23 protein-coding genes are annotated in these 25,049 nt (G+C 71.7%); 16 read left to right on the top strand and 7 right to left on the bottom strand.

From position 1 onward, the window contains the following. Positions 1-154 precede the first annotated feature (154 nt). Positions 155-2,086, top strand: a complete 1,932-nt coding sequence (gene uvrC / locus ACN28G_RS16025) for an excinuclease ABC subunit UvrC (protein ID WP_091440802.1) — start codon at positions 155-157, stop codon at positions 2,084-2,086. Between the two features lie 12 nt (positions 2,087-2,098). Here uvrC and ACN28G_RS16020 read toward each other — a convergent pair whose 3' ends face one another. From ACN28G_RS16020 to ACN28G_RS16005, 4 genes are read right to left on the bottom strand one after another with little or no spacing between them, the layout of a single operon-like run. Beyond that, positions 2,099-3,199 (bottom strand): hypothetical protein, encoded by a 1,101-nt coding sequence (locus ACN28G_RS16020; protein WP_091440799.1) that lies wholly within the window; start codon positions 3,197-3,199, stop codon positions 2,099-2,101. 34 nt (positions 3,200-3,233) lie between these two features. Next, a complete protein-coding gene (recQ, locus tag ACN28G_RS16015) occupies positions 3,234-5,144 on the bottom strand; it encodes a DNA helicase RecQ (RefSeq protein WP_421479544.1) in 1,911 nt (636 codons plus the stop codon). Between the two features lie 37 nt (positions 5,145-5,181). Continuing rightward, positions 5,182-5,670 (bottom strand): Uma2 family endonuclease, encoded by a 489-nt coding sequence (locus ACN28G_RS16010; RefSeq protein WP_229688240.1) that lies wholly within the window; start codon positions 5,668-5,670, stop codon positions 5,182-5,184. Positions 5,671-5,679: 9 nt separating this feature from the next. Beyond that, on the bottom strand, positions 5,680-6,174 hold the full coding sequence (locus ACN28G_RS16005; protein ID WP_229688201.1) for a hypothetical protein: 495 nt from the start codon (positions 6,172-6,174) through the stop codon (positions 5,680-5,682). Positions 6,175-6,353: 179 nt separating this feature from the next. Between ACN28G_RS16005 and ACN28G_RS16000 the strand changes: the two genes are divergently transcribed. The 7 genes from ACN28G_RS16000 to ACN28G_RS15970 all read left to right on the top strand — a co-directional run bounded on the left by ACN28G_RS16000 (position 6,354) and on the right by ACN28G_RS15970 (position 14,130). Further along, on the top strand, positions 6,354-7,208 hold the full coding sequence (locus tag ACN28G_RS16000) for a DUF5753 domain-containing protein (protein ID WP_091446727.1): 855 nt from the start codon (positions 6,354-6,356) through the stop codon (positions 7,206-7,208). Between the two features lie 22 nt (positions 7,209-7,230). After that, positions 7,231-7,416, top strand: a complete 186-nt coding sequence (locus ACN28G_RS15995) for a DUF397 domain-containing protein (RefSeq protein WP_091446726.1) — start codon at positions 7,231-7,233, stop codon at positions 7,414-7,416. Between the two features lie 49 nt (positions 7,417-7,465). Then, entirely contained in the window at positions 7,466-7,912 is a 447-nt protein-coding gene (locus ACN28G_RS15990) for a helix-turn-helix transcriptional regulator (RefSeq protein WP_091440786.1), read from the top strand. A 5-nt stretch (positions 7,913-7,917) separates the two neighbouring features. Beyond that, positions 7,918-8,328: a VOC family protein gene (locus tag ACN28G_RS15985; protein WP_175440593.1), complete on the top strand. Its 411-nt coding sequence runs from the start codon at positions 7,918-7,920 to the stop codon at positions 8,326-8,328. Positions 8,329-8,391: 63 nt separating this feature from the next. After that, positions 8,392-10,782, top strand: a complete 2,391-nt coding sequence (locus tag ACN28G_RS15980; protein ID WP_421479543.1) for an ATP-binding cassette domain-containing protein — start codon at positions 8,392-8,394, stop codon at positions 10,780-10,782. Between the two features lie 518 nt (positions 10,783-11,300). Then, a complete protein-coding gene (locus ACN28G_RS15975; RefSeq protein ID WP_421479542.1) occupies positions 11,301-12,218 on the top strand; it encodes a hypothetical protein in 918 nt (305 codons plus the stop codon). Positions 12,219-12,405: 187 nt separating this feature from the next. Continuing rightward, on the top strand, positions 12,406-14,130 hold the full coding sequence (locus ACN28G_RS15970) for an ABC-F family ATP-binding cassette domain-containing protein (RefSeq protein ID WP_421479541.1): 1,725 nt from the start codon (positions 12,406-12,408) through the stop codon (positions 14,128-14,130). Here the strand turns inward: ACN28G_RS15970 and ACN28G_RS15965 are convergent. After that, entirely contained in the window at positions 14,114-14,974 is an 861-nt protein-coding gene (locus ACN28G_RS15965; protein WP_139135720.1) for a hypothetical protein, read from the bottom strand. The two genes, ACN28G_RS15970 and ACN28G_RS15965, sit on opposite strands and share 17 nt — an antisense overlap. Before the next feature lie 199 nt (positions 14,975-15,173). Here ACN28G_RS15965 and ACN28G_RS15960 point away from each other — a divergent pair, with 199 nt between their 5' ends. The 8 genes from ACN28G_RS15960 to secG all read left to right on the top strand — a co-directional run bounded on the left by ACN28G_RS15960 (position 15,174) and on the right by secG (position 22,818). After that, the gene (locus tag ACN28G_RS15960; protein WP_091440770.1) at positions 15,174-15,866 is read left to right on the top strand and encodes an NADPH-dependent F420 reductase; all 693 of its coding nucleotides are present in this window, start codon (positions 15,174-15,176) and stop codon (positions 15,864-15,866) included. Positions 15,867-16,239: 373 nt separating this feature from the next. After that, positions 16,240-17,154 carry an RNase adapter RapZ gene (rapZ, locus tag ACN28G_RS15955; RefSeq protein WP_421479540.1) on the top strand — a complete coding sequence of 305 codons (915 nt, stop codon included), beginning with the start codon at positions 16,240-16,242 and terminating at the stop codon, positions 17,152-17,154. Further along, on the top strand, positions 17,151-18,113 hold the full coding sequence (locus tag ACN28G_RS15950) for a gluconeogenesis factor YvcK family protein (protein ID WP_091440763.1): 963 nt from the start codon (positions 17,151-17,153) through the stop codon (positions 18,111-18,113). The genes rapZ and ACN28G_RS15950 overlap by 4 nt, the downstream gene beginning before the upstream one ends. A 54-nt stretch (positions 18,114-18,167) precedes the next feature. Then, positions 18,168-19,148, top strand: coding sequence for a DNA-binding protein WhiA (gene whiA / locus ACN28G_RS15945; protein ID WP_091440759.1), 981 nt, complete (start codon positions 18,168-18,170; stop codon positions 19,146-19,148). Between the two features lie 284 nt (positions 19,149-19,432). Then, complete coding sequence (gap, locus tag ACN28G_RS15940) at positions 19,433-20,437, top strand: type I glyceraldehyde-3-phosphate dehydrogenase (RefSeq protein WP_091440754.1); 1,005 nt, start codon at positions 19,433-19,435, stop codon at positions 20,435-20,437. 37 nt (positions 20,438-20,474) lie between these two features. Then, positions 20,475-21,674, top strand: a complete 1,200-nt coding sequence (locus ACN28G_RS15935; RefSeq protein WP_421479539.1) for a phosphoglycerate kinase — start codon at positions 20,475-20,477, stop codon at positions 21,672-21,674. Then, positions 21,674-22,465 (top strand): triose-phosphate isomerase, encoded by a 792-nt coding sequence (gene tpiA / locus ACN28G_RS15930; RefSeq protein ID WP_091440748.1) that lies wholly within the window; start codon positions 21,674-21,676, stop codon positions 22,463-22,465. The genes ACN28G_RS15935 and tpiA overlap by 1 nt, the downstream gene beginning before the upstream one ends. 95 nt (positions 22,466-22,560) lie before the next feature. Further along, positions 22,561-22,818: a preprotein translocase subunit SecG gene (secG, locus tag ACN28G_RS15925; protein ID WP_091440745.1), complete on the top strand. Its 258-nt coding sequence runs from the start codon at positions 22,561-22,563 to the stop codon at positions 22,816-22,818. Positions 22,819-23,211: 393 nt separating this feature from the next. On the opposite strand, the gene pgl is transcribed toward secG, so the two are convergent. Further along, positions 23,212-23,982: a 6-phosphogluconolactonase gene (gene pgl / locus ACN28G_RS15920; protein ID WP_091440742.1), complete on the bottom strand. Its 771-nt coding sequence runs from the start codon at positions 23,980-23,982 to the stop codon at positions 23,212-23,214. A gap of 36 nt (positions 23,983-24,018) precedes the next feature. Continuing rightward, positions 24,019-25,032: a glucose-6-phosphate dehydrogenase assembly protein OpcA gene (locus ACN28G_RS15915; RefSeq protein ID WP_091440739.1), complete on the bottom strand. Its 1,014-nt coding sequence runs from the start codon at positions 25,030-25,032 to the stop codon at positions 24,019-24,021. Positions 25,033-25,049: the final 17 nt, after the last annotated feature.

Here is a 25,049-nt window from a genome sequence, read left to right as displayed (position 1 = left end):
GCGGCTGGGGATCATGACGCGGGACGGGTGACCGGCGGTGACGTGAAGAACCTTCACTTACCGGATGGTAAGCGACGCCTGTCGATATCGGAAGAAGTCGATACCCCGGGAACCGTGCGAGAGGTTGTCGGTGGTGGGGGCTAGTGTCGGCAGGGTGGCAGATCCGTCGACCTACCGCCCCGCGCCCGGCACCATCCCGGAGTCCCCGGGGGTCTACCGGTTCCGCGACGGCACCGGTCGGGTCATCTACGTCGGCAAGGCGAAGAACCTGCGGGCCCGGCTCAGCTCCTACTTCGGCGACCCGCTCGGCCTGCACGAGCGGACCCGGCAGATGGTCACCACCGCCGAGTCGGTCGACTGGATCACCGTCGGCACCGAGGTCGAGGCGCTCCAGCAGGAGTTCACCTGGATCAAGCAGTACGACCCCAGGTTCAACGTCCGCTACCGCGACGACAAGTCGTACCCGTACCTCGCGGTCACCGTCGACGAGGAGTACCCGCGCCTGCAGGTGATGCGGGGGGCCAAGCGCAAGGGGGTGCGCTACTTCGGGCCGTACTCGCATGCCTGGGCGATCCGCGAGACCCTCGACCTGCTGCTGCGGGTCTTCCCCGCGCGGACCTGCTCGGCCGGGGTCTTCAAGCGCGCCGGGCAGGTCGGCCGCCCGTGCCTGCTGGGCTACATCGGCAAGTGCGCGGCACCCTGCGTGGGCAGCGTCTCCGCGGCTGAGCACCGGCGCATCGTGGACGGGTTCTGCGACTTCATGGGTGGCCGGGCCGACCCGATGGTCCGTCGGCTGGAACGCGAGATGGCACAGGCCAGCGAGGCGCTGGAGTTCGAGCGGGCGGCCCGGCTGCGCGACGACGTCGCCGCGCTGCGCCGGGCCATGGAGAAGCAGGCCGTGGTGCTCGGCGACGGCACCGACGCCGACGTGGTCGCCTTCGCCGACGACCCGCTGGAGGCCGGAGTGCAGGTCTTCCACGTCCGGGACGGGCGGATCCGGGGCCAGCGGGGCTGGGTGGTGGAGAAGACCGAGGAGCTGACCACCGGTGACCTGGTGCACCACTTCTGCACCCAGGTCTACGGCGGCGAGCGGGGCGAGACCGACGTGCCGCGTGAGCTGCTGGTGCCCGCGCTTCCGACGGACGCCGAGGCGCTGGCCGACTGGCTGACCACCCGCCGGGGCAGCCGGGTCACCCTGCGGGTGCCCCAGCGCGGCGACAAGAAGGACCTGCTGGAGACCGTCGCCCGCAACGCCCGTGACGCGTTGGCCCGGCACAAACTCAAGCGGGCCGGTGACCTGACCACCCGCAGCCAGGCCCTGGACGAGATCGGCGAGGCGCTGGGCATGCGCACCTCCCCGCTGCGCGTCGAGTGCTACGACGTCTCCCAGATCCAGGGCACCGACGTGGTGGCCAGCATGGTCGTCTTCGAGGACGGGCTGCCCCGCAAGAGCGAGTACCGCCGGTTCATCGTCCGGGGCGCCACCGACGACCTGTCGGCGATGTCGGAGGTGCTGCGCCGCCGCTTCGCCCGCTACCTCGACGCCCGCGCCGAGACCGGGGAGCTGGGCGAGGAGACCGCCGCCGACCCGGACCGCCCCGGCATCGACCCCACCACCGGCCGGCCGCGCCGGTTCGCGTACCCGCCGCAGTTGGTCGTGGTCGACGGCGGCCCGCCGCAGGTCGCCGCCGCCGCCCAGGCCCTGGCCGAGTTGGGCGTCGACGACGTGGCGCTCTGCGGGCTGGCCAAACGGCTGGAGGAGGTGTGGCTGCCCGACGACGAGTTCCCGGTCATCCTGCCCCGCACCTCCGAGGCGCTCTACCTGCTGCAACGCATCCGGGACGAGGCGCACCGGTTCGCCATCACCTTCCACCGGCAGCGCCGCTCCAAGCGGATGACCGCCTCGGCGCTGGACGGCGTGGCCGGCCTCGGCGAGGTGCGCCGGCAGGCGCTGCTGCGGCACTTCGGCTCGCTCAAACGGCTCTCGGCGGCCACCGTGGAGGAGATCACCGAGGTTCCCGGGGTGGGCCGCCGCACCGCCGAGGCGATCATCCAGGCCCTCACCGGCACGGAGACCGAAGCCTGAGTGCCCGAGCCGTCAGCCGCCGTGCTGGACCAGGGAGTCGCGGCTGGTCAGCAGCTGCCAGGCGAGCTGGGGGTGGCTCTGACCCAGGGTCAACCGGGCCACCACCGTGCTGCCGTCGACCGTGATGTCGGTGACGGAGAGCAACTCCGACCAGGGCTGACGGGTCCTCGCCGAGCTGCCCTCGGTGAGCAGGGTCCGCAGCGCGGTCGCGTTGGCCTCGGCGTTGCCGGCGTCGGCGTGCGCGTAGGCCAGCAGCAGGACCGGCCCGCCGTCGTGGGCCAGCCCGGTGGCGACCCCGGTGAACGGGCGCAGCGGGTTGTCGCCGCCGCCCCGGTAGTTGTCCCGGGCGCTGAGCATCGTCGCGTACGCGCCCTGGGTGTCCATCGCCCCGGCCAGCGCCCGCAGTTCGGGCAGGTCGGCCAGGGTGTCGCCGGTGGACCCGACCGCCGCCTGGACGTGCCCGGAGACGGGGGAGACGTAGAGCCGGCCCGAGTCCAGGGCGAGCGTCAGCGGCTGGCCCAGCGGGCGGGCGACGGTGCGTGCGCCCGGGTCGATCGACAGGTCCTCGCCGTCGCCGACCCGCCACCGCCCGCCGTCGGCCTCGCCCATGGCGGCGCTGAGTCGTTCCGTGGTGAAGGTGCCACCGGCCACGGTGAGCGGTCTCGGGGCGGTCGGGTACTCCACGAACCAGCGTAGGTCCAGCACCGACCAGCCCAACTCGGCCTGGAACTCCCCGGCCCGGGCGAGCGCGCCCCGACCGACCCCCTGCGGCAACAGGGCGGCCACCGCCGGCGTGGGCCCACCGGGGGTGCCCGTGCTCGTCAGCGCGTTGACGTAGGCGCTCACCGCCGCCTGGTCCTCGGGGCCGCTGGGCGGACTCACCCCGGCCGCCCGCGCCGCCGCCTCGATGTCGGCCATGGTGACCAGGATGCCGCCGTCGCCCTGGGCCACCGCGCCGGGCAGCAGGGCGAGCCGGTCGACGAACGAGCCGGTCTCCGCTGCGCCGCCGTCACCACCCCCGTCGGGCGCGGCACCCCCGTCGCTGCTTCCACAGCCGGCGGCGGCCAGGCCGAGGGTGAGCAGGGTGGCGGTGATGAGCTGTCGGCGTCGCATGGCGGGCAGGATAGTAAAGCTGATCAAGCCACGGTCAGCCGGCGTGATCACCCTCGGCGAGCACGGCGAGAATCGGCTCACCGTACTTGGCCAGCTTGTTCTCGCCGACGCCGCTGATCGTGGCCAGCTGCGCGAGGGAGGTCGGGGCGTCGGCGGCGATCTGCCGCAGGGTGGCGTCGTGGAAGATCACGTACGCCGGTACGCCCTGTTCCTTGGCGGTCGCCGCCCGCCACGCCCGCAGCCGCTCGAAGACCGGCGCGGCCCCGGCCGGCAGCTCGGCGACGACGGTGGCCGACCCGCGCGGCTTGGCGGTGCGGACCGGCTTCTCCGGCTCCCGGCGCATCATCACCGTCCGGCGGCGACCCAGCACCTCGGCGCTGGCCTCGGTCAACGCCAGGGTGCCGTAGTCACCCTCCACGGCCAGCAGCCCCTCGGCGAGCAGCTGCCGGACCACCCCGCGCCACTCGGTGTCCCGCAGCTCGGTGCCGATGCCGAAGACGCTCAGCTGGTCGTGCCGGAACTGGGTGACCTTGTCGTTCTGCTTGCCGAGCAGGATGTCCACGCAGTGCCCCGCGCCGAAGCGCTGGTTGCGCTCGCGGTCCAGCCGGAACACCGTGGAGAGCAGCTTCTGCGCGGCCACCGTGCCGTCCCAGGACTCCGGCGGCTCCAGGCAGGTGTCACAGTTGCCGCAGGCCACCGTCGCCGGCTGGCCGAAGTACTCCAGCAGTTGGCCCCGGCGGCAGCGGACCGTCTCGCAGAGCGCCAGCATGGCGTCCAGGTGCGCGGCGAGGTTACGCCGGTGGGCCAGGTCGCCCTCGGAGGTGTCGATCATCTTGCGCTGCTGGACCACGTCCTGCAGCCCGTAGGCCAGCCAGGCGGTCGACGGCAACCCGTCCCGGCCGGCCCGCCCGGTCTCCTGGTAGTAGCCCTCGACCGACTTGGGCAGGTCCAGGTGGGCCACGAAGCGGACGTCCGGCTTGTCGATGCCCATCCCGAAGGCGATCGTGGCCACCATGACCAGGCCGTCCTCCCGCAGGAACCGCTGCTGGTTGCGGGCCCGGGTCGCCGCGTCCAACCCCGCGTGGTACGGCAGCGCGGCCACCCCGTTGGCGACCAGGAACTCGGCGGTCTTGTCCACCGAGGCCCGGGACAGGCAGTAGACGATCCCCGCGTCGCCGGGGTGCTCGTCGCGCAGCAGCGCCAACAGCTGCTTGCGTGGCTCCCGCTTCGGCACGATCCGGTACTGGATGTTGGGCCGGTCGAAGCTGGCCACGAAGTGCCGGGCCTCGGTGAGCTGGAGCCGGGTGGCGATCTCGGCCCGGGTGGCGCTGGTCGCGGTGGCGGTCAGGGCGATCCGGGGGACGTCCGGCCAGCGCTCGTGCAGCATCGACAGGGTCAGGTAGTCGGGGCGGAAGTCGTGCCCCCACTGCGACACACAGTGCGCCTCGTCGATGGCGAACAGCGCGATCCGGCCCCGCTCCAGCAGCCGGAGGGTGGCCTGGCTGCCCAGCGCCTCCGGGGCGAGGTAGAGCAGGTCGATCTCACCGGCGACGAACTCCGCCTCGACCAGCCGCCGGGTGTCCAGGTCCAGCGTCGAGTTGAGGAACCCGGCCTTCACCCCGACCGCGCGCAGGGCGTCGACCTGGTCCTGCATCAGCGCGATCAGCGGCGAGACCACCACCGCGACGCCGTCGCGGACCAGCGCCGGGATCTGGTAGCACAGCGACTTGCCGCCGCCGGTGGGCATCAGCACCAGGGCATCCCCGCCGGCCACCACGTGGTCGATGACCTCGGCCTGGAAGCCCCGGAACTCGTCGTAGCCGAAGACCCGCCGCAGGGTGTCCAGCGCCGCTGTCGGGCCGCCGGTGCCGGGGTCGCTGGCGTCGGCGCCGGTCGTGCCGGGGTCGTTCACGGCGGGGTCGCTCACGTCGGTGGGGGAGACCATCCGCGAATTCTACGAGCGGGCACCGACACCTCCGCGCTCAGTCGAGGTCGTGTTCGGCCGGGGCGGTGTTGAGCAGCCAGGCGAGCGGCATGCTGGCGTGCGTCACGTACCGGTCGCCGACCAGCCGGTGCATGGTGACGGTCTGCGTCGAGTCCTGCTCCACCAGCCAGTACTGCGGGATGCCGGCGAAGGCGTACTCGTTGCGCTTGGTCACCGTGTCGACGCCCTCGGAACCGGGGGAGACGATCTCGACGACGAGCCGTACGTCGGTGACCGGCAGCCACACCCCGTCGGCCTGGCCCTTGCTCCACACGACCAGGTCGGGAATCCGTCCGCCGACACCACCGTCCCGGCCGGGGATCGCCAACCCGACGGCCTGGGCGATCCGGTCCGCCGACAGGCCGGCGGCGGCCAACCAGACCGTCAACCGGGTCGCGATCACCGCATCGGTGAACCCTGACGGCAGCCTGATCGAGAGAAATCCGTCAGGACTGATCTCGTATCGGTGATGTTCGTCCGCTGGCATCCTCATCGGTCAGGACGTGGTCGGGGTGTCGCCGTGGCCCCAGCAGAGTCCGCCGAGGCCGGCTGCGCTGTGGAAGCCGGGATGACCGGTGACGTCGGCGCAGACCTCGCCGTCCGGGCCGGGCAGGCCGCAGAAGAGCGGCTCGACCTGGTTCCAGGCGTCGGCACGAGAGAGCAGCGCGGCGTCGCCGGGTAGCTCCGGGCGCAGGATCATCAGCCCTTCCGTGTAGACCACCGCCTGCTCCCGGGCCGCCTGCAGGTCGTCGGCGAGGTAACTCAGGTGCAGGGTCCACCGTCGGTGCGCGTCCGCGACCGAGGCGGGAACCAGCGGCGGACCCGAGCGCCGCTCCCGCTCGGTCGCATACCGGCCCACCAACGATTCGACGTACGACGAGAGCGGGTCCCGTCGGGTCAGCGCGTGTGCGACGGCGGCCCGCACCTGCTCGGAGACGTCCGCCCGGTCGAGCACGGCAGCCAGTTCCTCCTGGAACCCGCCACCGGGCACCCTCCGGCACGAAGATCCGTTGCTGTCCACTCCCACCCCTTCCGCTCTGTGTGCTACCGCTTACCGACAGTCTGCGTCGTGAGGAGAGAAAATGCAACGTTGTGTTTACTGACGGAGATGCTTGAACTCTTTTTTAGCCGTGTGGTAAGAATCGATGACTCCTGGTGGAGGTGGCTGCGATGGCTCAGGTGCCCAGTCCGACGATCCGAGCACGTCGGCTCCGTCGCGAGCTTCGTCGGCTACGCGACCGGACCGGGCGTACGGCGGAGGAAGTGGCCAAGATCCTGGGCTGGCACCGGACCAAGGTGATCCGCTTCGAACTCGGGCACTCCCGGGTGATGCCCAAGGACATGCAGTCCTTGCTCGACCTCTACGACGCCTCCGAGGGGGAGCGTGAGTCGCTGACCGGGTTGCTCCGACAGGCGCGGCAGAAGGGCTGGTGGAGTGCGTACGGCGACGTGCTGCCGGACGACTACGTTGGCTTCGAGGCCGAGGCGACGTCGATCAGTGCCTTCGAGAGCCTCTACGTTCCCGGTCTGCTGCAGACCGAGGAGTACGTCCGCGCCATCGTCAAGGCCGGCCGCACCACCGCCGACCACGACGAGGTCGACCGACGGGTGGCAGCTCGCCTCAGCCGCAAGGTGCTCCTGTCCCGAGACGCACCGCCCCGGCTGTGGGTCGTGCTCGACGAGGCGGTGGTGCGTCGTGTCGTCGGTGGGCCGAGAGTCATGAAGGCGCAACTCCGACGCCTGATTGACGTTTCCGAGCTGGCAACCGTCGAGCTGCAGATCCTGCCGTTCGCCGCCGGGGCGCATGCGGCCATGGGCGGTCCTTTCACCCTGCTGGACTATGCCGACCCATTGTTGGACCCGACCGTGGTCTACCTCGACAACGACTCCAGCACGCTGCTTCTGGAGGAGGAGAAGCAGGTGGTGCGATATAGACTCGTGTTCGACCACCTGCGCGCGAAGGCGCTCGACCCGGACGAGTCGACAGCCTTCCTTGCCCGGGTGGCCGAGGGCTATCCGGATTGACCTGCAGATTAGGGGCGAGGCGATGACTGCTCTCGATGTCCACGCGATGCAGTGGCGCAAGAGCAGCCGGAGCAGCGCAAGCGGGTCGAACTGTGTCGAGGTGGCTGACCTGTCCGGCGGGTTGGCGGTTCGGGATTCCAAGGATCCGGACGGGCCCGTGCTCCGCTTCGGCCGGGATGCCTGGCGGTCCTTCGTCGGCGGACTCTGAGCGGCATGCCCAGGAGTCAGGCGGTGCGGGACGTGGCACGATCGGGCAGGTGAGCAGGAATTCCGCCGAGGCGCAGCACCTGCGCGACCTGGCCCGGCTGCGGCGCGTGCGCGACCGGATCGACCGGGAGTACGCGCAGCCGCTGGACGTCGAGTCGCTGGCCCGGGGCGTGCACCTGTCGGCCGGGCATCTCAGTCGCCAGTTCCGGGCCGCCTACGGTGAGTCGCCGTACGCGTACCTGATGACCCGGCGCATCGAGCGGGCGATGGCGCTGCTGCGCCGGGGCGACCTGAGCGTCACCGAGGTCTGTCTCGCCGTCGGTTGTGCCTCGCTGGGCACCTTCAGCACCCGCTTCACCGAGCTGGTCGGGGTGCCGCCCGGCGTCTACCGCAACCGGCACCGGGCGACCGCGGAGCTGCCGCCCTGCCTGGCCAGACAGGTCACCAGACCGATCAGGAATCGAGAAGCGCGGGCCGCCGAACCGCAGTTAGCGTGACCGGCATGGACATCACCATCAACGCGAGCTTCCTGCCGCACACCGACCCGGAGGCCTCCCTGGCCTTCTACCGCGACACCCTCGGCTTCGAGGTCCGCAACGACGTCGGCTACGACGGGATGCGCTGGCTCACCGTCGGCCCCGCCGGACAGCCCGACGTCTCCATCGTGCTGCACCCGCCGGCGGCCGACCCCGGTGTCACCGACGACGAGCGCCGGACCATCGCCGAGATGATGGCAAAGGGGACGTACGCCGGTATTCTGCTGGCCAGCAAAGACCTGGCCGGCGCCTTCGAGCGGTTGCAGGCCGGTGACGCCGATGTCGTCCAGGAGCCAACCGACCAGCCGTACGGGGTGCGCGACTGCGCCGTACGCGATCCGGCGGGCAACCTGATCCGGATCCAGCAGCTAGGCTGACCCACCGCCCTGACCTGCATCAACGGTGCCTCGTCGGCACCCGTGGCTGACCCTGGAGACACCATGAGCAAGGCCCCGAGCAGCGCGCCGCAGGCGTCCGGTCGGCACGTCGCCGACAGCCACGAGATGATCCGGGTGCAGGGCGCCCGGGAGAACAACCTCAAGGACGTCAGCGTCGAGCTCCCCAAACGTCGGCTGACGGTCTTCACCGGTGTCTCCGGTTCCGGCAAGAGTTCGCTGGTGTTCGGCACCATCGCCGCCGAGTCGCAGCGGATGATCAACGAGACGTACAGCGCCTTCGTGCAGGGGTTCATGCCGACGCTGGCCCGCCCCGAGGTCGACGTGCTCGACGGGTTGACCACCGCGATCATCGTCGACCAGGAGCGGATGGGGGCCAACGCGCGCTCCACCGTCGGCACCGCCACCGACGCCAACGCCATGCTGCGGATCCTGTTCAGCCGGCTCGGGCAGCCGCACCTCGGCTCGCCGCAGGCGTTCTCCTTCAACGTCGCCTCGGCCAGCGGCAGCGGCGCGGTCACCGTCGAGCGCGGCGGCAGCCCGACGAAGGAACGGCGTACCTTCAGCATCACCGGCGGGATGTGCCCGCGTTGTGAGGGCCTGGGCCGGGTGAGCGACTTCGACCTCTCCGCCCTCTACGACGACACCAAGTCGCTCAACGAGGGCGCGCTGACCGTGCCCGGTTACAGCGTCGAGGGCTGGTACGGCCGGATCTTCAGCGGCTGCGGCTTCTTTGATCCGGACAAGCCGATCCGCGAGTTCACCGAGCGGGAACTGCACGACCTGCTGCACAAGGAACCGACCAAGATCAAGGTCGACAACGTCAACCTGACGTACGAGGGGCTGATCCCGAAGATCCAGAAGTCGTACCTGGCCAAGGACCGGGAGGCGATGCAGCCGCACATCCGGGCGTTCGTGGACCGGGCGGTCGTCTTCACCACCTGCCCCGACTGCGCCGGCACCCGGCTCAACCCCGGCGCCCGCTCGTCGAAGATCGCCGGCATCAGCATCGCCGACGCGTGCGCGATGCAGATCAGCGACCTGGCCGACTGGATCCGGGGCCTGGCCGAGCCGTCGGTGACGCCGCTGCTGACCACGCTCGGACGGACCCTCGACTCGTTCGTGGAGATCGGGCTTGGCTACCTCTCGCTGGACCGGCCCGCGGGCACCCTCTCCGGTGGCGAGGCGCAGCGGGTCAAGATGATCCGGCACCTCGGCTCCTCGCTCACCGACGTCACGTACGTCTTCGACGAGCCCACCGCCGGCCTGCACCCGCACGACATCGCCCGGATGAACGACCTGCTGCTGCGGCTACGGGACAAGGGCAACACGGTGCTGGTGGTGGAGCACAAGCCGGAGACGATCGCGATCGCCGACCACGTCGTGGACCTCGGCCCCGGGGCCGGCACGGCCGGCGGCACCGTCTGTTTCGAGGGCACCGTCGAGGGGCTACGGGCCAGCGACACCCTGACCGGCCGGCACCTCGACGACCGGGCCAGCTGCAAGGAGCAGGTCCGTAGGCCCACCGGGGCGCTGCAGATCCGCGGCGCCGACACGCACAACCTCCAGAACGTCGACGTCGACATCCCGCTCGGCGTGCTGGTCGTGGTGACCGGGGTGGCCGGCTCCGGCAAGAGTTCCCTGATCCACTCGTCGATCCCGGCCGGGGCCGAGGTGATCTCGATCGACCAGGGTGCGATCCGGGGCTCCCGGCGCAGCAACCCGGCGACGTACACCGGGTTGCTGGAGCCGATCCGCAAGGCGTTCGCCAAGGCCAACGGGGTCAAGCCCGCGCTGTTCAGCGCCAACTCCGCCGGGGCCTGCCCGACCTGCAACGGGGCCGGGGTGATCTACACCGACCTGGCGATGATGGCCGGCGTCGCCAGCGTCTGCGAGCAGTGCGAGGGCCGCCGGTTCGACGCCTCGGTGCTGGAGTACCGGCTCGGCGGGCGCAACATCAGCGAGGTGCTGGCGATGTCGGTGGCCGAGGCCGAGGAGTTCTTCGGCACCGGCGAGGCCCGCACCCCGGCCGCGCACACCATCCTCGACCGGCTCGTCGACGTCGGGCTCGGCTACCTCAGCCTCGGCCAACCGCTGACCACCCTCTCCGGCGGTGAGCGCCAGCGGCTCAAGCTCGCCACCCACATGTCCGCCAAGGGCGGCGTGTACGTCCTCGACGAGCCGACCACCGGCCTGCACCTGGCCGACGTCGAGCAGCTGCTCGGCCTGCTCGACCGGCTGGTGGACGCCGGCAAGTCGGTGATCGTCATCGAGCATCACCAGGCGGTCATGGCGCACGCCGACTGGATCGTCGACCTCGGCCCCGGCGCCGGCCATGATGGCGGCCGGATCGTCTTCGAGGGCACCCCGGCCGACCTGGTCGCCGCGCGCTCCACCCTGACCGGCGAACACCTCGCCGCGTACGTGGGCCGCTGACCGACTTCCCGCACCCGGGGGCGCGGTCACCGACCGCAGCACGGTCAACCCCTCCGTGTCGATCACCGCCGGCTCGCGAGCCTCCGTCAGGTCCCGGCCCGGAAAACTGAGATGCAACGTCCACCGTCGCCCCAGGCCGATGTCCGTCACAGATGTTCCACAACAACCAGGATGTTGTCCCCACGCACCCTCCGGAGACCACTACAACAAGGAAGTTGTGTCCGCTTGAAGCTCTGGAAGGACAGCCGGTAGACCTGTCACGATGGTGGCGATCACGCTGGCCACCGCCGGCAGCCCGTTGCCGACCTGTGGAAAGCGCACGTGGTGGAAGCCGGACTTTCTCGGCGTTCCTCTTCGCGCTGCAACTGGTGCAGGTCGGCCGTGACCAGGATTCCGTAGCCAGGAGCGGCGAGGTCGGGGCTCAGGTTGGTGGTCGGCCCGGCCGCTGGAGGATGTCGACCTGCTGGCCCTGGGCGATTCTCCACCCGTGACGTCGCCCCGGATGCCGGTGGCATCGGGTGACCGGGTTGGATGTCGGGATGGCCGTACGCATCGACATCGAATCCCTGCGCGACATCGCCGGTCCGTCGGCCTGCGAGGTGGCCGACCGTCTTCGGGCCGCCGGTGAGCCGGCAACGGTCGTTTCGGCCGGCGGGGGAGTGTCCGCCGTGCTCCGGGCGGCCGGCGAGCCGCCGTACGAGGTCTGGGTCGGGGTCACCTCGGAGGGCTTCACCGTCGAGTGTGACTGCCCGGACGAGCAGGAACTCTGCGCACACGCGGTGGCCGTCACCACGGTCGCCCTGGCCGACAACTTCTCCTTCTCGTCGGCTGCCACCCCGCCGTCCGCGGTGACCGTCGATCCGAAGGTGGCCGAGCTGGCCGACCTGGCGGGCACGCTGCCTGCCCGCCGGCTGGCCTTCCTGATCGCGGAGTACGCGGCCACCGACCGGGTGTTGGAGGCTCGGCTGCGGGCACACACCGGCCGGCTGGCACCGCCGACCGATGCCGAGTTGGCGGACATCGCCCGGACTGTCGAGAGGCTGGCCGACGAGTCGACCAGCGGATACCGCTGGGACCTGCACGACGTGGCGAAGGCCGGCCAGGCGATCGTGGAGGAGGTGCAGACGTTGGCCGCCCGCCCGGTGACCGAGGCCACGCTGCTGGTGGTCGAACGGGCGGCCCGCGCCTGGGACGGGATCGCCGGGCACCTCATGGACGCCTGGGAGACGTACGAGGAAGAGCCGGCTGAGATCGGCGGCGCGATCCGCGCGGTGCACGTCCAGCTCTGTGAGCAGGCGCAGCCCGACCCGGACGAGCTGATGGAACGGCTGACCGGGATCATCCGTGCGGCCGACACGGCGTCCTGCCTCGATGAACCCTGGGACTATGTCGGTGTGCTCGGTCGTGAGCGGATCATGGGGTGGCGTCGGTACTGACGGCTGACGTACGGAGGTTGCTTCCTGTTATCGTTCCCGGCATGAGTAGAGGCCTGTGGTCGCAGAAGGTGCGTTCCGCCCGCTGACGGCGGCGCACCTCTGACCTGATCCGCGCTCGCCGTCCCGGCTTCCCCGCCGGGCGGCTGTTTCCGGCTGCCCGGCTCGATCCCGAGCTGCGGAGCGCCTCGTGTCCCACACCCCTGACCTCTCCCTGTCCCCGTCGACCCCGTCCGGCCCGGTAGCGGTCGACGACCTTCCGGCCGGTCCGAGCGCCCACCTGCGGGCCGACGACGTCTCCGTCATTCGGGGAGGCCGCCGGGTCCTGCACGACGTCTCGGTCACCGTCTCCGCCCGGTCCCGGCTGGCCGTGGTCGGCGAGAACGGCCGTGGCAAGACCACGCTGCTGCACGTCCTCGCCGGTCTGCTCGTACCCGATCGGGGTAGCGTCGCGCGGACCGGCACGGTCGGTCTGGTCGAGCAGGAGTTGACGGTCGCCGCCGGCGCGACCGTCGGGACCCTGACCTCGGCCGCGTTGCGGGCCCCGCTGGCCGCGTTGGCCGCGTTGGAGTCGGCCACCCTGGCGCTGACCGAGGGGGCCGCCGGCGCCGACGACCGGTACGCCGTCGCCCTGGACGCGGCGACCCGCCTGGACGCCTGGGACGCCGAGCGCCGGGTGGAGATCGCGCTGGCGGCGCTCGGTGCCTGCACCGACCGCGACCGGGAGTTGGCCACCCTGTCGGTGGGGCAGCGCTACCGGGTACGGCTGGCCTGCCTGCTCGGGGCCAGCCACGACATCCTGCTGCTCGACGAACCCACCAACCACCTCGACGCGGACGGGCTGGCGTTCCTCACCCGTCGCCTGCGCGAGCATCCCGGCGGCTTCGCGCTGGTCAGTCACGACCGGGCGCTGCTGCGCGACGTGGCCCACCAGTTCCTCGACCTCGACCCCAGCCAGGACGGCCAGGCCCAGCTGTACGCCGGCGGGTACGACGCCTGGCAGGACGAACGCCGCCGTGACCGGCAGCGCTGGGAGCAGGAGTACGAGCGGCAGCAGGGTGAGCGCCGCCGACTCACGGAGGCCGTCGCCCAGGCCCGCGACCGGCTGCACACCGGATGGCGGCCGGACAAGGGCACCGGTAAGCACCAGCGGCAGTCCCGGGCCCCCGGCGTCGTGCAGGCCTTCCACCGGCAGCAGGAGGCGCTCGACGCGCACCGGATCACCGTCCCGCCTCCGCCGCTGACGCTGCGCTGGCCCGACCTCGGGGCGCGGGCGGGCGCGTCGCTGCTGCGCGCCGTCGACGTCGAGGTGACCGGCCGGCTGGCGGGACCGATCTCGCTCACCGTCACCGCCGGCGACCGGTTGCTGGTCACCGGGGGCAACGGTGCCGGCAAGTCCACCCTGCTGTCGGTGCTCGGCGGGCGGCTCGCCCCCACCACCGGCACGGTGACCCGGGCCAACCGGGTACGCGTCGCGGTGCTGACCCAGGAGGTGCCCCGGTGGGAGTCGGAGCGGACCGCGCGGGACGTCTACGACCGGCAGGTGGGGCGGCTGGCCGCCGCCGGGACGGTCAGCGCCGGGGCGGTGCTCCCGCTGAGCGGCCTCGGTCTGCTCGACCGGGACGCGCTGCGGGTGCCGGTGTCCCGGATGTCACAGGGTCAGCAGCGCCGCCTCGACCTGGCCGTCCAACTCGCCGGTCGCCCCGAGCTGATCATTTTCGACGAACCGACAAACCATCTCTCGGCCACCCTGGTCGACGAACTCACCGCCGCCCTACGCGGCACCGGAGCTGCGGTCGTCCTCGCCACCCACGACCGGCAACTCCTCCGGGACCTGGCGGACTGGCCCCGCCTGCACCTGGGTGCCGCACCCACCGGGCAGGTGCAGGCGGAGCCGGTCAACGGCGGCGTTTGACGGGCACGTCCGGGTCGGGTGACGCCGCCCGGCCACCCGCCGCGGGCCTGGTGGCCGAGCGATCCGCCGGTGCCGGCGGAGGCGGGGCAGCGGGAGCTATCCGGGCCATGGCGGCGTTGGCCGGGCTGAGGAGGTCCGATGGTTCCGGTGGCGGCTGGACCGGGGCAGTGATCCGGGCTCCGGCTGCGGCGGCGGTCAGCTGACCGCTCGGGGCGTCGGTAGGTGCGGTGCTGTCCTGGCCCCGCCGGGAGTTGGCGATCACCATGAGCGGCCCGGACCATTCCAGGTTTCGGAATCTGGCGACCGCCGGCCGCAATTCTTCGGGGATGGCTCTTCCGGCCTGTTGTGCGCTACTCAGCCAGGCCTCAGGATTGAATCTCCTGCCGTTCTGGAGCAGGATGTCCTCGGCCAACCTGAAATTGGGCTTCGTCTGCCTTTTCTCATGGGCCTTTTCGAGACCCTCCCGGATGTCGGTATCCGAGAGTGGGTGCCTTGACCGGAGCGGACCGGGGTGCGGTAACTTCTGATAGGGGGTCTTGCTGCTGTCCGGGCCGGGCTTGGCGACGATGATTGCCGTTCCGTCCGGGAGGTGCTCCAGGTGGCGGAATTTTCCCACCACGGTCCACAGGCTCTCGTCGATTGGGGCTTGCTGGGTCATCTTGTTGCTCAGCCAGATTTTCGGATTGAACGACTTCCCGTTCTGAAGGTCGATCGGATGATTGATCCTGAAACCGGGAAACACGCTCAGCTCCGCCGCTTTTTCCAGGCCCTCCTTGACCTCTGCCGTGGAAAATGTGTGCCGTACCTGTGTCGGTCTCTTCTGGTCCGTGGGAACTGGCGACATGTCGGTTTCCTCCCGCGTGGATCCGGTGGTCGGGTCGGCGCTGTCCGCCCAGATGTGGTCGGCCCGCGCCGGACCGTATTACGCGGGACGCCCCGGTCCGGTTCGACCGCACCGCGCGATTGTGGCGCCGCCCGCAGGGAGTCGACGGGGGCGCACCGGTCCGGGAATTCGGGCGGGGTCGATGGGGTTGGCACCGGGCATGACGACTGTGGGACTCATCGGAAGCGGCAACATCGGCGGCACCGTGGCCCGGCTGGCGGTCGCCGCCGGTCACGACGTGGTGCTGAGCAACTCGCGTGGTCCGGAGACGCTCGCGGAACTGGTGGCCGAGCTGGGGCCGCGGGCGCGGGCGGCCACCCCGGCGGAGGCCGCAGCGGCCGGGGACATCGTGGTGGTGACCGTGCCGCTGCACGCCTACCGGCAGGTGCCGGTCAAGGAGCTGGCCGGCAAGATCGTGATCGACACCAACAACTACTACCCGGACCGCGACGGGCGGATCGCGGAGCTGGACGACGAGTCCACGACCACCAGTGAGCTGCTCCAGGCGCACCTGCCGGAGGCGTACGTGGTCAAGGGGTTCAACAACATCTACTTCGCGCACCTGCGGGCGCTGGCCCGCCCGGCCGGGGCCGCCGACCGCAGCGTCCTGGCCATCGCCGGGGACGACGCCGCCGCGAAGGCCGCCGTGACCGCCTTTCTCGACAGCATCGGGTACGACACCGTGGACGCCGGTCCGCTGGCCGAGGGCTGGCGGTTCCAGCGCGACACCACCGCGTACGCGGGCCTCTACGCCACGGACCCGGCGAACTTCTTCGAGGCGGGACCCGCGCCGGTCGACGCGGAGAAGCTACGCGCCGCCCTGGCCGCCGCCCGCCGGTACGCCGACGCCTGACCGCCGGACCGCACCCGGCGCCCGGCTGCTGGCGGGCGTGACCGGGACACGACCGGGCGGCCTGGACGGGTCGCCCGGTCGGCTGTCACGGTGCCGCGGGCGGCCAGCTCGTGCCTCGCACCCACCGCGTTCGTACCGCCTCCACCTGCGGTTGTCGCCGAGAGGTTAGGTACGATCACTGATCGTCAGCAAGTGGTTGATCTATCGGGAATATGACGGAAGGTCCGAAAACGCGGTCCGGCCGGTCGCGCTGCGGTACCGGGGCCGCGCTGCCCGTGGCCGCGCACCGATCGACCTCCTCCGGCGGGATAGAGTCGCTGACTGACCATCGGCGGTCGGCAACGGCCGCGCGCCACGGCTTGGGGGTAGCGGATTGAGCGAGGCGCGAAGAGTCGAGACGACACCGCAGACCGGCCACCCGGCCGAGCCGGACACCACGTTGGTGGTGGTCACCGGGTTGTCCGGCGGGGGGCGCAGCACGGTCGCCCGGGCCCTGGAGAACGTCGGCTTCTACGTCGTCGACAACCTGCCCCAGGCGCTGATGCTGGACATGGCCGAGCTGGCCGTCAAGGCCGGCGGCGCGGCCCGGCGTACGGCGATGGTGCTGGACGTGCGCTCCCGGGCCTTCTCCACCGACCTGGCCGGGGCGATCCGGGAGCTCAAGGACCGGGGCTTCTCGCCCCGGGTGGTCTTCGTCGACGCCGACGACGAGGTGCTGATCCGGCGGTTCGAGAGCGTGCGCCGCTCGCACCCGTTGCAGGGCGACGGGCGGCTGGCCGACGGCATCGCCGTCGAGCGTGGCCTGCTGGAGGAGGCCCGCGACCAGGCCGACGTGATCATCGACACCAGCCACCTCAACGTCAACCAGCTCCGGCGGCGCATCGAGGAGCTGTTCGGCGCCGAGGACGCCCGGCGGCTGCGGGTGACCGTGCTCTCCTTCGGCTTCAAGTACGGCCTGCCGCCGGACGCCGACTTCGTGCTCGACGCCCGGTTCCTGCCCAACCCGTACTGGGTGCCCGAACTGCGGGAACACACAGGTCGTGAGGAGGCGGTGAGCGCGTACGTGCTCGGTCAGGAGGGCGCGGACGCCTTCGTGTCCTCCTACGCCGACCTGGTGAACGCCACCACCGGCGGGTTCGAGCGGGAGGGCAAGCGGTACCTGACCGTGGCAGTGGGGTGCACCGGCGGCAAGCACCGCAGCGTGGCGATCACCGAGGAGCTGGCCGACCGGCTGCGTCGGTCCGGTCTCGCCGCCAACGCCCAGCACCGCGACCTGGGGCGGGAATGACGCCGACCCGGGTCGTCGCCTTCGGCGGGGGACACGGGCTGGCGGCGTCGCTGCGGGCGCTGCGGCGGTGCGTACCCGATCTGGCATTGGACATCACCGCGGTGGTGACCGTCGGCGACGACGGCGGCTCCAGCGGCCGGCTGCGCGCCCAGCGCGGCGGCCTGCCCCCCGGTGACCTGCGGCAGGCGCTGGTCGCGTTGGCCGCCGACGAGCCGGCCGCCCGGCGCAGCGCCGGCCTGTTCCAGCACCGCTTCGCCGGGGACTCCCCGCACGGCCTGGACGGGCACGCGGTCGGCAACCTGGTCCTGGCCGGCCTGATCGAGCTGCTCGGCGACCCGGTCGCCGCCCTGGAACACGCCGGGTCGATGCTCGGCGCGGTCGGCCGGGTGCTGCCGATGTCCTGCCAGCCGGTCGACATCGAGGCCCGGGTACGCGGCGTCGACCCGGCCCGACCGGACGAGGTGCAGACCCTGCGGGGTCAGCACCAGGTCGCGGTGACCGGTGGCCGGGTGGAGGCGCTGCGGCTCACCCCGACCGCCCCGACGGCCTGCCCGCAGGCGGTCCGGGCGATCCACGAGGCGGACTGGCTGATCTTCGGCCCCGGCAGCTGGTACACCAGCGTGCTGCCGCACCTGCTGGTGCCGGGGCTGGCCGAGGCGATCGTGTCCTGCCGGGCCCGGCGACTGGTCACCCTCAACCTCGCCACCGAGCAGGAGACGCTCGGGCTCTCCCTCGCCGACCACCTCGCCGCGCTGCGCTGGTACCTGCCCGAACTGTCGGTGGACCTGGTGCTGGCCGACGCCAAGGCGGTGGGCGATCCGGGACCGGTCGAGGGTGCGGCAGAATCCCTGGGGGCCCGGCTGGTCCTCGCCCCGGTCGCCGTCGCCGACGGCACACCTCGCCATGATCCAGACGCCCTGGGCGCCGCACTGGTGCCTGTCCTGGGCGCCGATCGTTAGACACGTACGTAATCACCGGCGACACGCCGGAACCGGTCCGTGAGGGGACGCACAATGGCGATGACGGCTGCGGTGAAGGACGAGCTGAGTCGGGTCGACGTGCCCAAGCCCTGCTGCCGGCGAGCGGAGATGGCGGCCCTGCTGCGCTTCGCCGGGGGGCTGCACATCGTCTCCGGCCGGGTGGTGGTCGAGGCCGAACTCGACACCGGCTCGGTGGCCCGTCGGCTGCGGCGGGAGGTCGCCGAGGTCTACGGCTACCCCAGTGAGATCCACGTCCTCGCCTCCGGTGGCCTGCGCAAGGGCAGCCACTTCATCGTCCGGGTGGTCAAGGACGGTGAGATGCTGGCCCGCCAGACCGGCCTGCTGGACGTCCGGGGCCGGCCGGTGCGGGGTCTGCCGCCGCACGTGGTGGCCGCCAACGTCTGCTGCGCGGTGTCGGCCTGGCGGGGCGCGTTCATGGCGCACGGCTCGCTCACCGAGCCGGGCCGCTCCAGCGCGCTGGAGATCACCTGTCCAGGCCCGGAGTCGGCGCTGGCCCTGGTTGGTGCCGCCCGACGGATCGGCATCACCGCCAAGAACCGCGAGGTGCGGGGGGTGGACCGGGTGGTGGTCAAGGACGGCGACGCGATCGCCGCGCTGCTCACCCGGGTCGGCGCGCACTCCAGCGTGCTGGCCTGGGAGGAGCGTCGGGTACGCCGTGAGGTGCGGGCCACCGCGAACCGGCTGGCCAACTTCGACGACGCGAACCTGCGCCGCTCAGCGCGGGCCGCGGTGGCCGCCGCCGCCCGGGTCACCCGGGCGCTGGAGATACTGGCCGACGACGCGCCGAACCACCTGACCGACGCCGGCCGGTTGCGCCTGGAGCACCGGCAGGCCTCGCTGGAGGAGCTGGGCGCGCTGGCCAACCCGCCGCTTACCAAGGACGCCATCGCCGGCCGGATAAGGCGACTGCTCGCCCTGGCCGACAAGCGGGCCCGCGACCTGGGCATCCCGGATACGGAAGCGGCCGTCACGCCCGACATGCTCGTGGTCTGATGAGACGGTGAGGGCCGGAGCGACCTGCGGGACAGCGGTGCGGGGGCGGGTTCACGCCCCGGCGCAGCGGCGTGTCGCCCGCTCGGATAGGCTCGAAGCGTACGGCAAGGGGGCCGACAACCGGCCCATCTCGCCGCATTCACCGCCCTTGGCGGTCAGGTCCCTCGGGGACCGCGGCGGGGCGGCCGAGATGAACTGTCAGCGGCCGGCCCAACGGTCGGCGCACACCATCCCGCCGGTCCGACACCGACGCCGGCGGATCACAACGCGAGGAGATGGGACCTGTGACCATCCGGGTTGGCATCAACGGCTTCGGCCGCATCGGCCGTAACTTCTTCCGGGCCGTCCTGGCGTCCGGAGCGGACGTCGAGGTAGTAGCGGTCAACGACCTGACCGACAACGCGACGCTCGCCCACCTGCTCAAGTACGACAGCATCCTGGGTCGTCTGCCGCACGAGGTCAAGGCGACCGCCGACGAGATCACCGTGGGCGGTAAGACCATCAAGGCGTACGCCGAGCGGGACCCGGGCAAGCTGCCCTGGGGCGACCTGGGTGTCGACGTGGTCATCGAGTCGACCGGTTTCTTCACCGACGCCACCAAGGCCAAGGCGCACGTCGACGGCGGGGCCAAGAAGGTCATCATCTCCGCTCCGGCGAAGAACGAGGACGTCACGGTCGTCATGGGCGTCAACCAGGACCAGTACGACCCGGCCAAGCACACGATCATCTCGAACGCCTCCTGCACCACCAACTGCCTCGCCCCGATGGCCAAGGTGCTGCAGGACACGTTCGGCATCAACAAGGGTCTGATGACCACCATCCACGCGTACACCCAGGACCAGAACCTGCAGGACGCGCCGCACTCCGACCTGCGTCGGGCCCGCGCCGCCGCGCTGAACATCGTGCCGACCTCCACCGGCGCCGCGAAGGCCATCGGCCTGGTCCTGCCGGAGCTCAAGGGCAAGCTCGACGGGTACGCGCTGCGGGTGCCGATCCCGACCGGCTCGGCCACCGACCTCAGCGTCGAGGTCGGCCGGGAGACCACCGTGGACGAGGTCAACGCCGCCATCAAGGCCGCCGCCGAGGGCCCGCTCAAGGGCATCCTGGTCTACAACGAGGACCCGATCGTCTCCTCGGACATCGTCACCGACCCGGCGTCGTGCATCTTCGACGCGCCGCTGACCAAGGTGATCGGCAACCAGGTCAAGGTCGTCGGCTGGTACGACAACGAGTGGGGCTACTCCAACCGCCTGGTCGACCTGGTCAAGCTGGTGGGTAAGTCCCTGTGATCGCGAGCCCCGTGGTCATGAATGGAGGGCTGGCTCGGTGAGCATCCGTACCCTCGACGACCTGCTCGCCGAGGGGGTGTCGGGTCGGCGCGTGCTGGTGCGCGCCGACCTGAACGTCCCACTCGACAAGCAGACCGGTGCGATCACCGACGACGGCCGGATCCGGGCGGTGCTGCCGACGCTGCGGGCGCTGACCGAGGCCGGCGCGAAGGTCGTGGTCTTCTCCCACCTGGGCCGCCCCAAGGGCGCCCCGGACCCGCAGTACAGCCTGCGTCCGGTCGCCGGGCGCCTCGGTGAGCTGCTCGGGGTCCCGGTGAGCTTCGCCGAGGACACCGTCGGTGACTCGGCGCGCTCCACCGTGGACGCGCTCGCCGACGGCGAGCTGGCCCTGCTGGAGAACCTGCGCTTCAACAAGGGCGAGACCAGCAAGGACGACGCCGAGCGGGGTGCCTTCGCCGACCAGCTCGGCGCCCTCGGCGAGGCGTACGTCGACGACGCGTTCGGTGCGGTGCACCGCAAGCACGCGAGCGTCCACGACGTACCGGCCCGGCTGCCGCACGTGGCCGGCCGGCTGGTGCTGCGCGAGGTCGAGGTGCTGTCCCGGCTGACCGGCGAGCCGGAGCGGCCGTACGTGGTGGTCCTCGGCGGCTCGAAGGTCTCCGACAAGCTGGCCGTGATCGAGGCGCTGCTGCCGAAGGTCGACAAGCTGCTCATCGGCGGCGGGATGTGCTTCACCTTCCTCAAGGCCCAGGGCCACGAGGTGGGCACCTCGCTGCTGGAGGAGGAGATGGTCGGCACCTGTGCCGATCTGCTGGCGCGGGCCGACGGCAAGATCCTGCTCCCGGTCGACGTGGTGGCCGCCGACGCGTTCGCCCCGGACGCCGCGCACGACACGGTGCCGGCCGACGCCATCCCGAGCAAGCGGCTCGGCCTGGACGTCGGGCCGCGTACGGTCGCGGCGTTCGCCGAGGTGATCGGGACGGCCCGGACGGTTTTCTGGAACGGCCCGATGGGTGTGTTCGAGATGCCGGCGTTCGCCGCCGGCACCCGGGGGGTGGCCGAGGCCATCACCAAGGCCGACGCGTTCACCGTGGTCGGCGGCGGGGACTCCGCCGCGGCGGTGCGGGCCCTCGGGCTCGACGAGTCGTCGTTCGGACACATCTCCACCGGCGGGGGAGCCTCGCTGGAGTACCTGGAGGGCAAGACCCTCCCCGGCATCGCGGCGCTGGAGGACTGATGGCGGCAACGCAACGCCGGCCGTTGATGGCCGGCAACTGGAAGATGAACCTGAACCACCTGGAAGCCATCGCACTGGTCCAGAAGCTGGCGTTCAGCCTCAACGAGGACCAGCTCACCGCGGTGGAGACGGTGGTACTGCCACCCTTCGTCGACCTGCGCAGCGTGCAGACCCTCGTCGACGGGGACAAACTGCTCATCCGGTACGGCGCACAGGACCTGTCGCCGTACCAGTCGGGGGCGTACACCGGGGACATCTCCGGGGCGATGCTGGCCAAGCTCGGCTGCTCGTACGTCACCGTCGGGCACTCCGAGCGGCGGGCGTACCACCACGAGGACGACGCCCTGGTCAACGCCAAGGTGGGCGCGGCGCTGGCCAACGGCCTGACGCCGATCCTCTGCGTGGGGGAGGGACTGGAGGTCCGCGAGGAGCTGCGGCACGTGCCGCACTGCTGCGACCAGCTCGACGCGGCCCTGGCCGGGCTCACCGCCGAGCAGGTGACCAAGGTCGTCGTGGCGTACGAGCCGGTCTGGGCGATCGGCACCGGCAAGACCGCGACCCCCGAGGACGCCCAGGAGGTGTGCGGGGCGGTCCGTAGGCGGCTGGCCGAGCGGTTCGACCCGACCACCGCCGACCAGGTACGGATCCTCTACGGCGGGTCGGTCAAGTCCTCGAACGTCGCCGCGATCATGGCCCAGCCGGACGTGGACGGCGCGCTGGTGGGCGGGGCGAGCCTGGACGCCGACGAGTTTTCTCAGATCTGTCGGTTCCCGGAGCACATCGCCCGCTGAAGGCTCGCTATCCTGGATCCCGCCCGTCCACCGGCCGGTGCCCCCGTGCCCGAGCTGTCCGGGCGAGGATCGTAACGAGAGGACTGACCCCAGCCATGCCGATCGCATTCGCATACACGTTGATCGTGTTGCTGGTCATCACGAGCGTGTTGCTCGTCATGCTGATCCTGCTGCACCGAGGTAAGGGTGGCGGGTTGTCCAGCATGTTCGGCGGTGGGGTCAGCTCCAGCCTCGCCGGTTCGTCGGTGGCCGAGAAGAACCTCGACCGGTACACCGTCCTGGTGGGGATCGTCTGGTTCGCCTGCATCGTCGGGCTGGGGCTCTGGCTCCGGCTCGCGATGAACAGCGCCTGAGTAGCCGTACCTGACCAGACCGCGCGCGGCCCGTCCTCAGACGGGCCGCGCGCGTCGTCGTCTACCCGCCGCCCCGCGTCCGTTGCGGGCCCGGCCGCGGGGTGCGGTCGCCTACCCGCTGCGGCGCGTCCGTTGCGGGCGCGGTCGCCGGGCGTCGTCTCCCACGGCCGTCGCGGGTGCGTGGTCGCCGTAGGTCCGTGCGGGCGCGGTCGCCGGGTGCCGTCGTCTCCACGGCCGGCGCGCGTCCGGTGTACCGAAGGTTCGAGGGCCCCCGCCGTCCATGGACGGCGGGGGCCCTCGACGTTCACCAGCTGCGCCGCCTCCCGTGAGAGGCGGTGAGAAGGGTTCCCTTCTCTACCCCAGGCGTTAAGAGGGGGCCCTTCCTTACCGGGGTTAGCGGAGGCTGCGGAAGCGGGGTGGCACGTTGGCCGCCGCCGCCCGGTCCAGCAACCAGAGGGTACGGCTCACGCCGTGCACCCCGGCCGCCGGCAGCTGCTGCGGACCTGCCCCGGCCAGCGCCATGCCCACCGCCTGGGCCTTGTCCGCCCCGCCGGCCACCAGCCACACCTCTTCCGCCGTGTTGATCGTCGGCAGGGTGAGGGTGGTCCGCACCGGCGGCGGCTTGGGGCTGCCCCGCACGGCGCTCACCGGTCGGTTGTCGTGGTGCACCGGATGTTCCGGGAAGACCGACGCGACGTGCCCGTCCTCGCCGACGCCCAACATCAGGACGTCGAAGTGGGGCAGGGCGGCGTGCCCCGGTCGGGCCGCCGCCGCCAGCTCCTCGGCGTACCGGGCGGCACCGGCCTCCGGGTCGGCGCCGTCGGGGCCGTCGGAGGCCGGCATCGGGTGCACCCGGGCCGGGTCCAGCGGCACCTGGTCGAGCAGGGCCGCCCGGGCCTGGGTCTCGTTGCGGTCCGGGTCACCGGCGGGCAGGAACCGCTCGTCGCCCCACCACACGTCGACCCGGGACCAGTCGATGGCGTCCCGGGCCGGCAGCGCGCCCACCGCCCGGTACACCGCGGCGGCGATCCGCCCACCGGTCAACACCACCGACGCCTGACCCCGTTCGGCCTGGGCGTCGAGCAGCTTCACCACCAACCTGGCCGCCACCGCCTGCGCCAGCAGGTCGGCGTCGGCGTGTACGGCGACACTCGCCTCACTCATGGATTGCCTTCGTCTCTGCGGTCACAGTCGGGGCCATCAGTTGTCGGCCGGGCCGGCGTGCGCGGTGGCGCCGGCCCGGGTCCGTTCGGCGGTGGTCGGGTCCTTCCAGATGTGCACCCGCTGAGCGGGCCGCCGGTCCAGGTCGGCCAGGCCGGCCGAGGCACCCAGCGCCTCGGCGTACACCTGGTCGGCGTCGAGCCGGCGCAGCTCCTCGGCCAGCTCGTCGCCGAGCGGCCGACGGACCAACGGCAGGGTCCGGTCCTGCTGCCCGGTACGGCGGAAGGTGGCCCGGCTGTCGTCCCGGGTCAGGGTCAACTCGTCACCGTTGGCGCAGCGCAGCTGCACCTGACGCATCCGGGGGAACTCCTCGGTGGCCTCCCACCGCGGGGTGATGCCCAGCCGGCTGCTCAACCAGCCGGACATCAGCGCCGCGGTCGGATCCTTCGGCGGCGCCACGATCGTCGCCTCGGTGACCTGCGCCTGGGTGGTGTCGAACGCCCCCGCGACCAGGGTGCGCCACGGGGTGATCCGGGTCCACGCCAGATCGGTGTCACCCGGTGCGTAGTCCTCGGCCCGCAGGCGCAGTGCCGCGAGCGGGTCGGGAGCCTGGGCGGTGTCGGTGATCCGCCGGTCGGCCACCACCCCGAGGAAGTCGGTGGCGATCTCCGTCGGCGGCTCGCCGTGCCACCAGGTCACCACCGGTACGTCCGGCACCAGCAGCGGCATCACCACCGACTCGGCGTGCAGGGCGAGCCGCCCGTACATCCGCATCACCACCGCCTCGCACGGGCCGAGCCGCCCGCCGACGACGATCTCCGCGTCCAGCCGGTCCCGGTTGCGTTCCACGTCGGCGCGGACCACCACCAGCAGCCGGCACGGGTGGGCGGCGGCGGCCACCGTCGCCGCCGCCTCCGCGTCGCGGACCCGCTTCTCGTCCGTCACCACGATCAGCGTGAGTGCCATCCCACTGGCCACTCCGCCGGCGCTGCGCCGCTCGGCGGCCAGCGCCTTGACCACCTCGTTACCGGTGGTGTCCCACAGGCCGATCAATGGAGCCTCCTGGTCTG

It is taken from the genome of Micromonospora sp. WMMA1923 (genome assembly GCF_049179195.1).
Taxonomy (GTDB): domain Bacteria; phylum Actinomycetota; class Actinomycetes; order Mycobacteriales; family Micromonosporaceae; genus Micromonospora; species Micromonospora yangpuensis.
This window is presented reverse-complemented; position numbering and strand designations above follow the sequence as displayed.

What these genes read in the sequence shown, in the direction of transcription:
- ACN28G_RS15965 (WP_139135720.1), bottom strand. Translation starts at nt 14,974, where the DNA reads ATGTCGCCAGTTCCCACGGACCAGAAGAGACCGACACAGGTACGGCAC.
- ACN28G_RS16020 (WP_091440799.1), bottom strand. Translation starts at nt 3,199, where the DNA reads ATGCGACGCCGACAGCTCATCACCGCCACCCTGCTCACCCTCGGCCTG.
- ACN28G_RS16000 (WP_091446727.1), top strand. Translation starts at nt 6,354, where the DNA reads ATGGCTCAGGTGCCCAGTCCGACGATCCGAGCACGTCGGCTCCGTCGC.
- ACN28G_RS15960 (WP_091440770.1), top strand. Translation starts at nt 15,174, where the DNA reads ATGACGACTGTGGGACTCATCGGAAGCGGCAACATCGGCGGCACCGTG.
- ACN28G_RS16010 (WP_229688240.1), bottom strand. Translation starts at nt 5,670, where the DNA reads ATGCCAGCGGACGAACATCACCGATACGAGATCAGTCCTGACGGATTT.
- secG (WP_091440745.1), top strand. Translation starts at nt 22,561, where the DNA reads ATGCCGATCGCATTCGCATACACGTTGATCGTGTTGCTGGTCATCACG.
- ACN28G_RS15995 (WP_091446726.1), top strand. Translation starts at nt 7,231, where the DNA reads ATGACTGCTCTCGATGTCCACGCGATGCAGTGGCGCAAGAGCAGCCGG.
- ACN28G_RS15980 (WP_421479543.1), top strand. Translation starts at nt 8,392, where the DNA reads ATGAGCAAGGCCCCGAGCAGCGCGCCGCAGGCGTCCGGTCGGCACGTC.
- ACN28G_RS15950 (WP_091440763.1), top strand. Translation starts at nt 17,151, where the DNA reads ATGACGCCGACCCGGGTCGTCGCCTTCGGCGGGGGACACGGGCTGGCG.
- whiA (WP_091440759.1), top strand. Translation starts at nt 18,168, where the DNA reads ATGGCGATGACGGCTGCGGTGAAGGACGAGCTGAGTCGGGTCGACGTG.
- recQ (WP_421479544.1), bottom strand. Translation starts at nt 5,144, where the DNA reads ATGGTCTCCCCCACCGACGTGAGCGACCCCGCCGTGAACGACCCCGGC.
- tpiA (WP_091440748.1), top strand. Translation starts at nt 21,674, where the DNA reads ATGGCGGCAACGCAACGCCGGCCGTTGATGGCCGGCAACTGGAAGATG.
- ACN28G_RS15985 (WP_175440593.1), top strand. Translation starts at nt 7,918, where the DNA reads ATGGACATCACCATCAACGCGAGCTTCCTGCCGCACACCGACCCGGAG.
- pgl (WP_091440742.1), bottom strand. Translation starts at nt 23,982, where the DNA reads ATGAGTGAGGCGAGTGTCGCCGTACACGCCGACGCCGACCTGCTGGCG.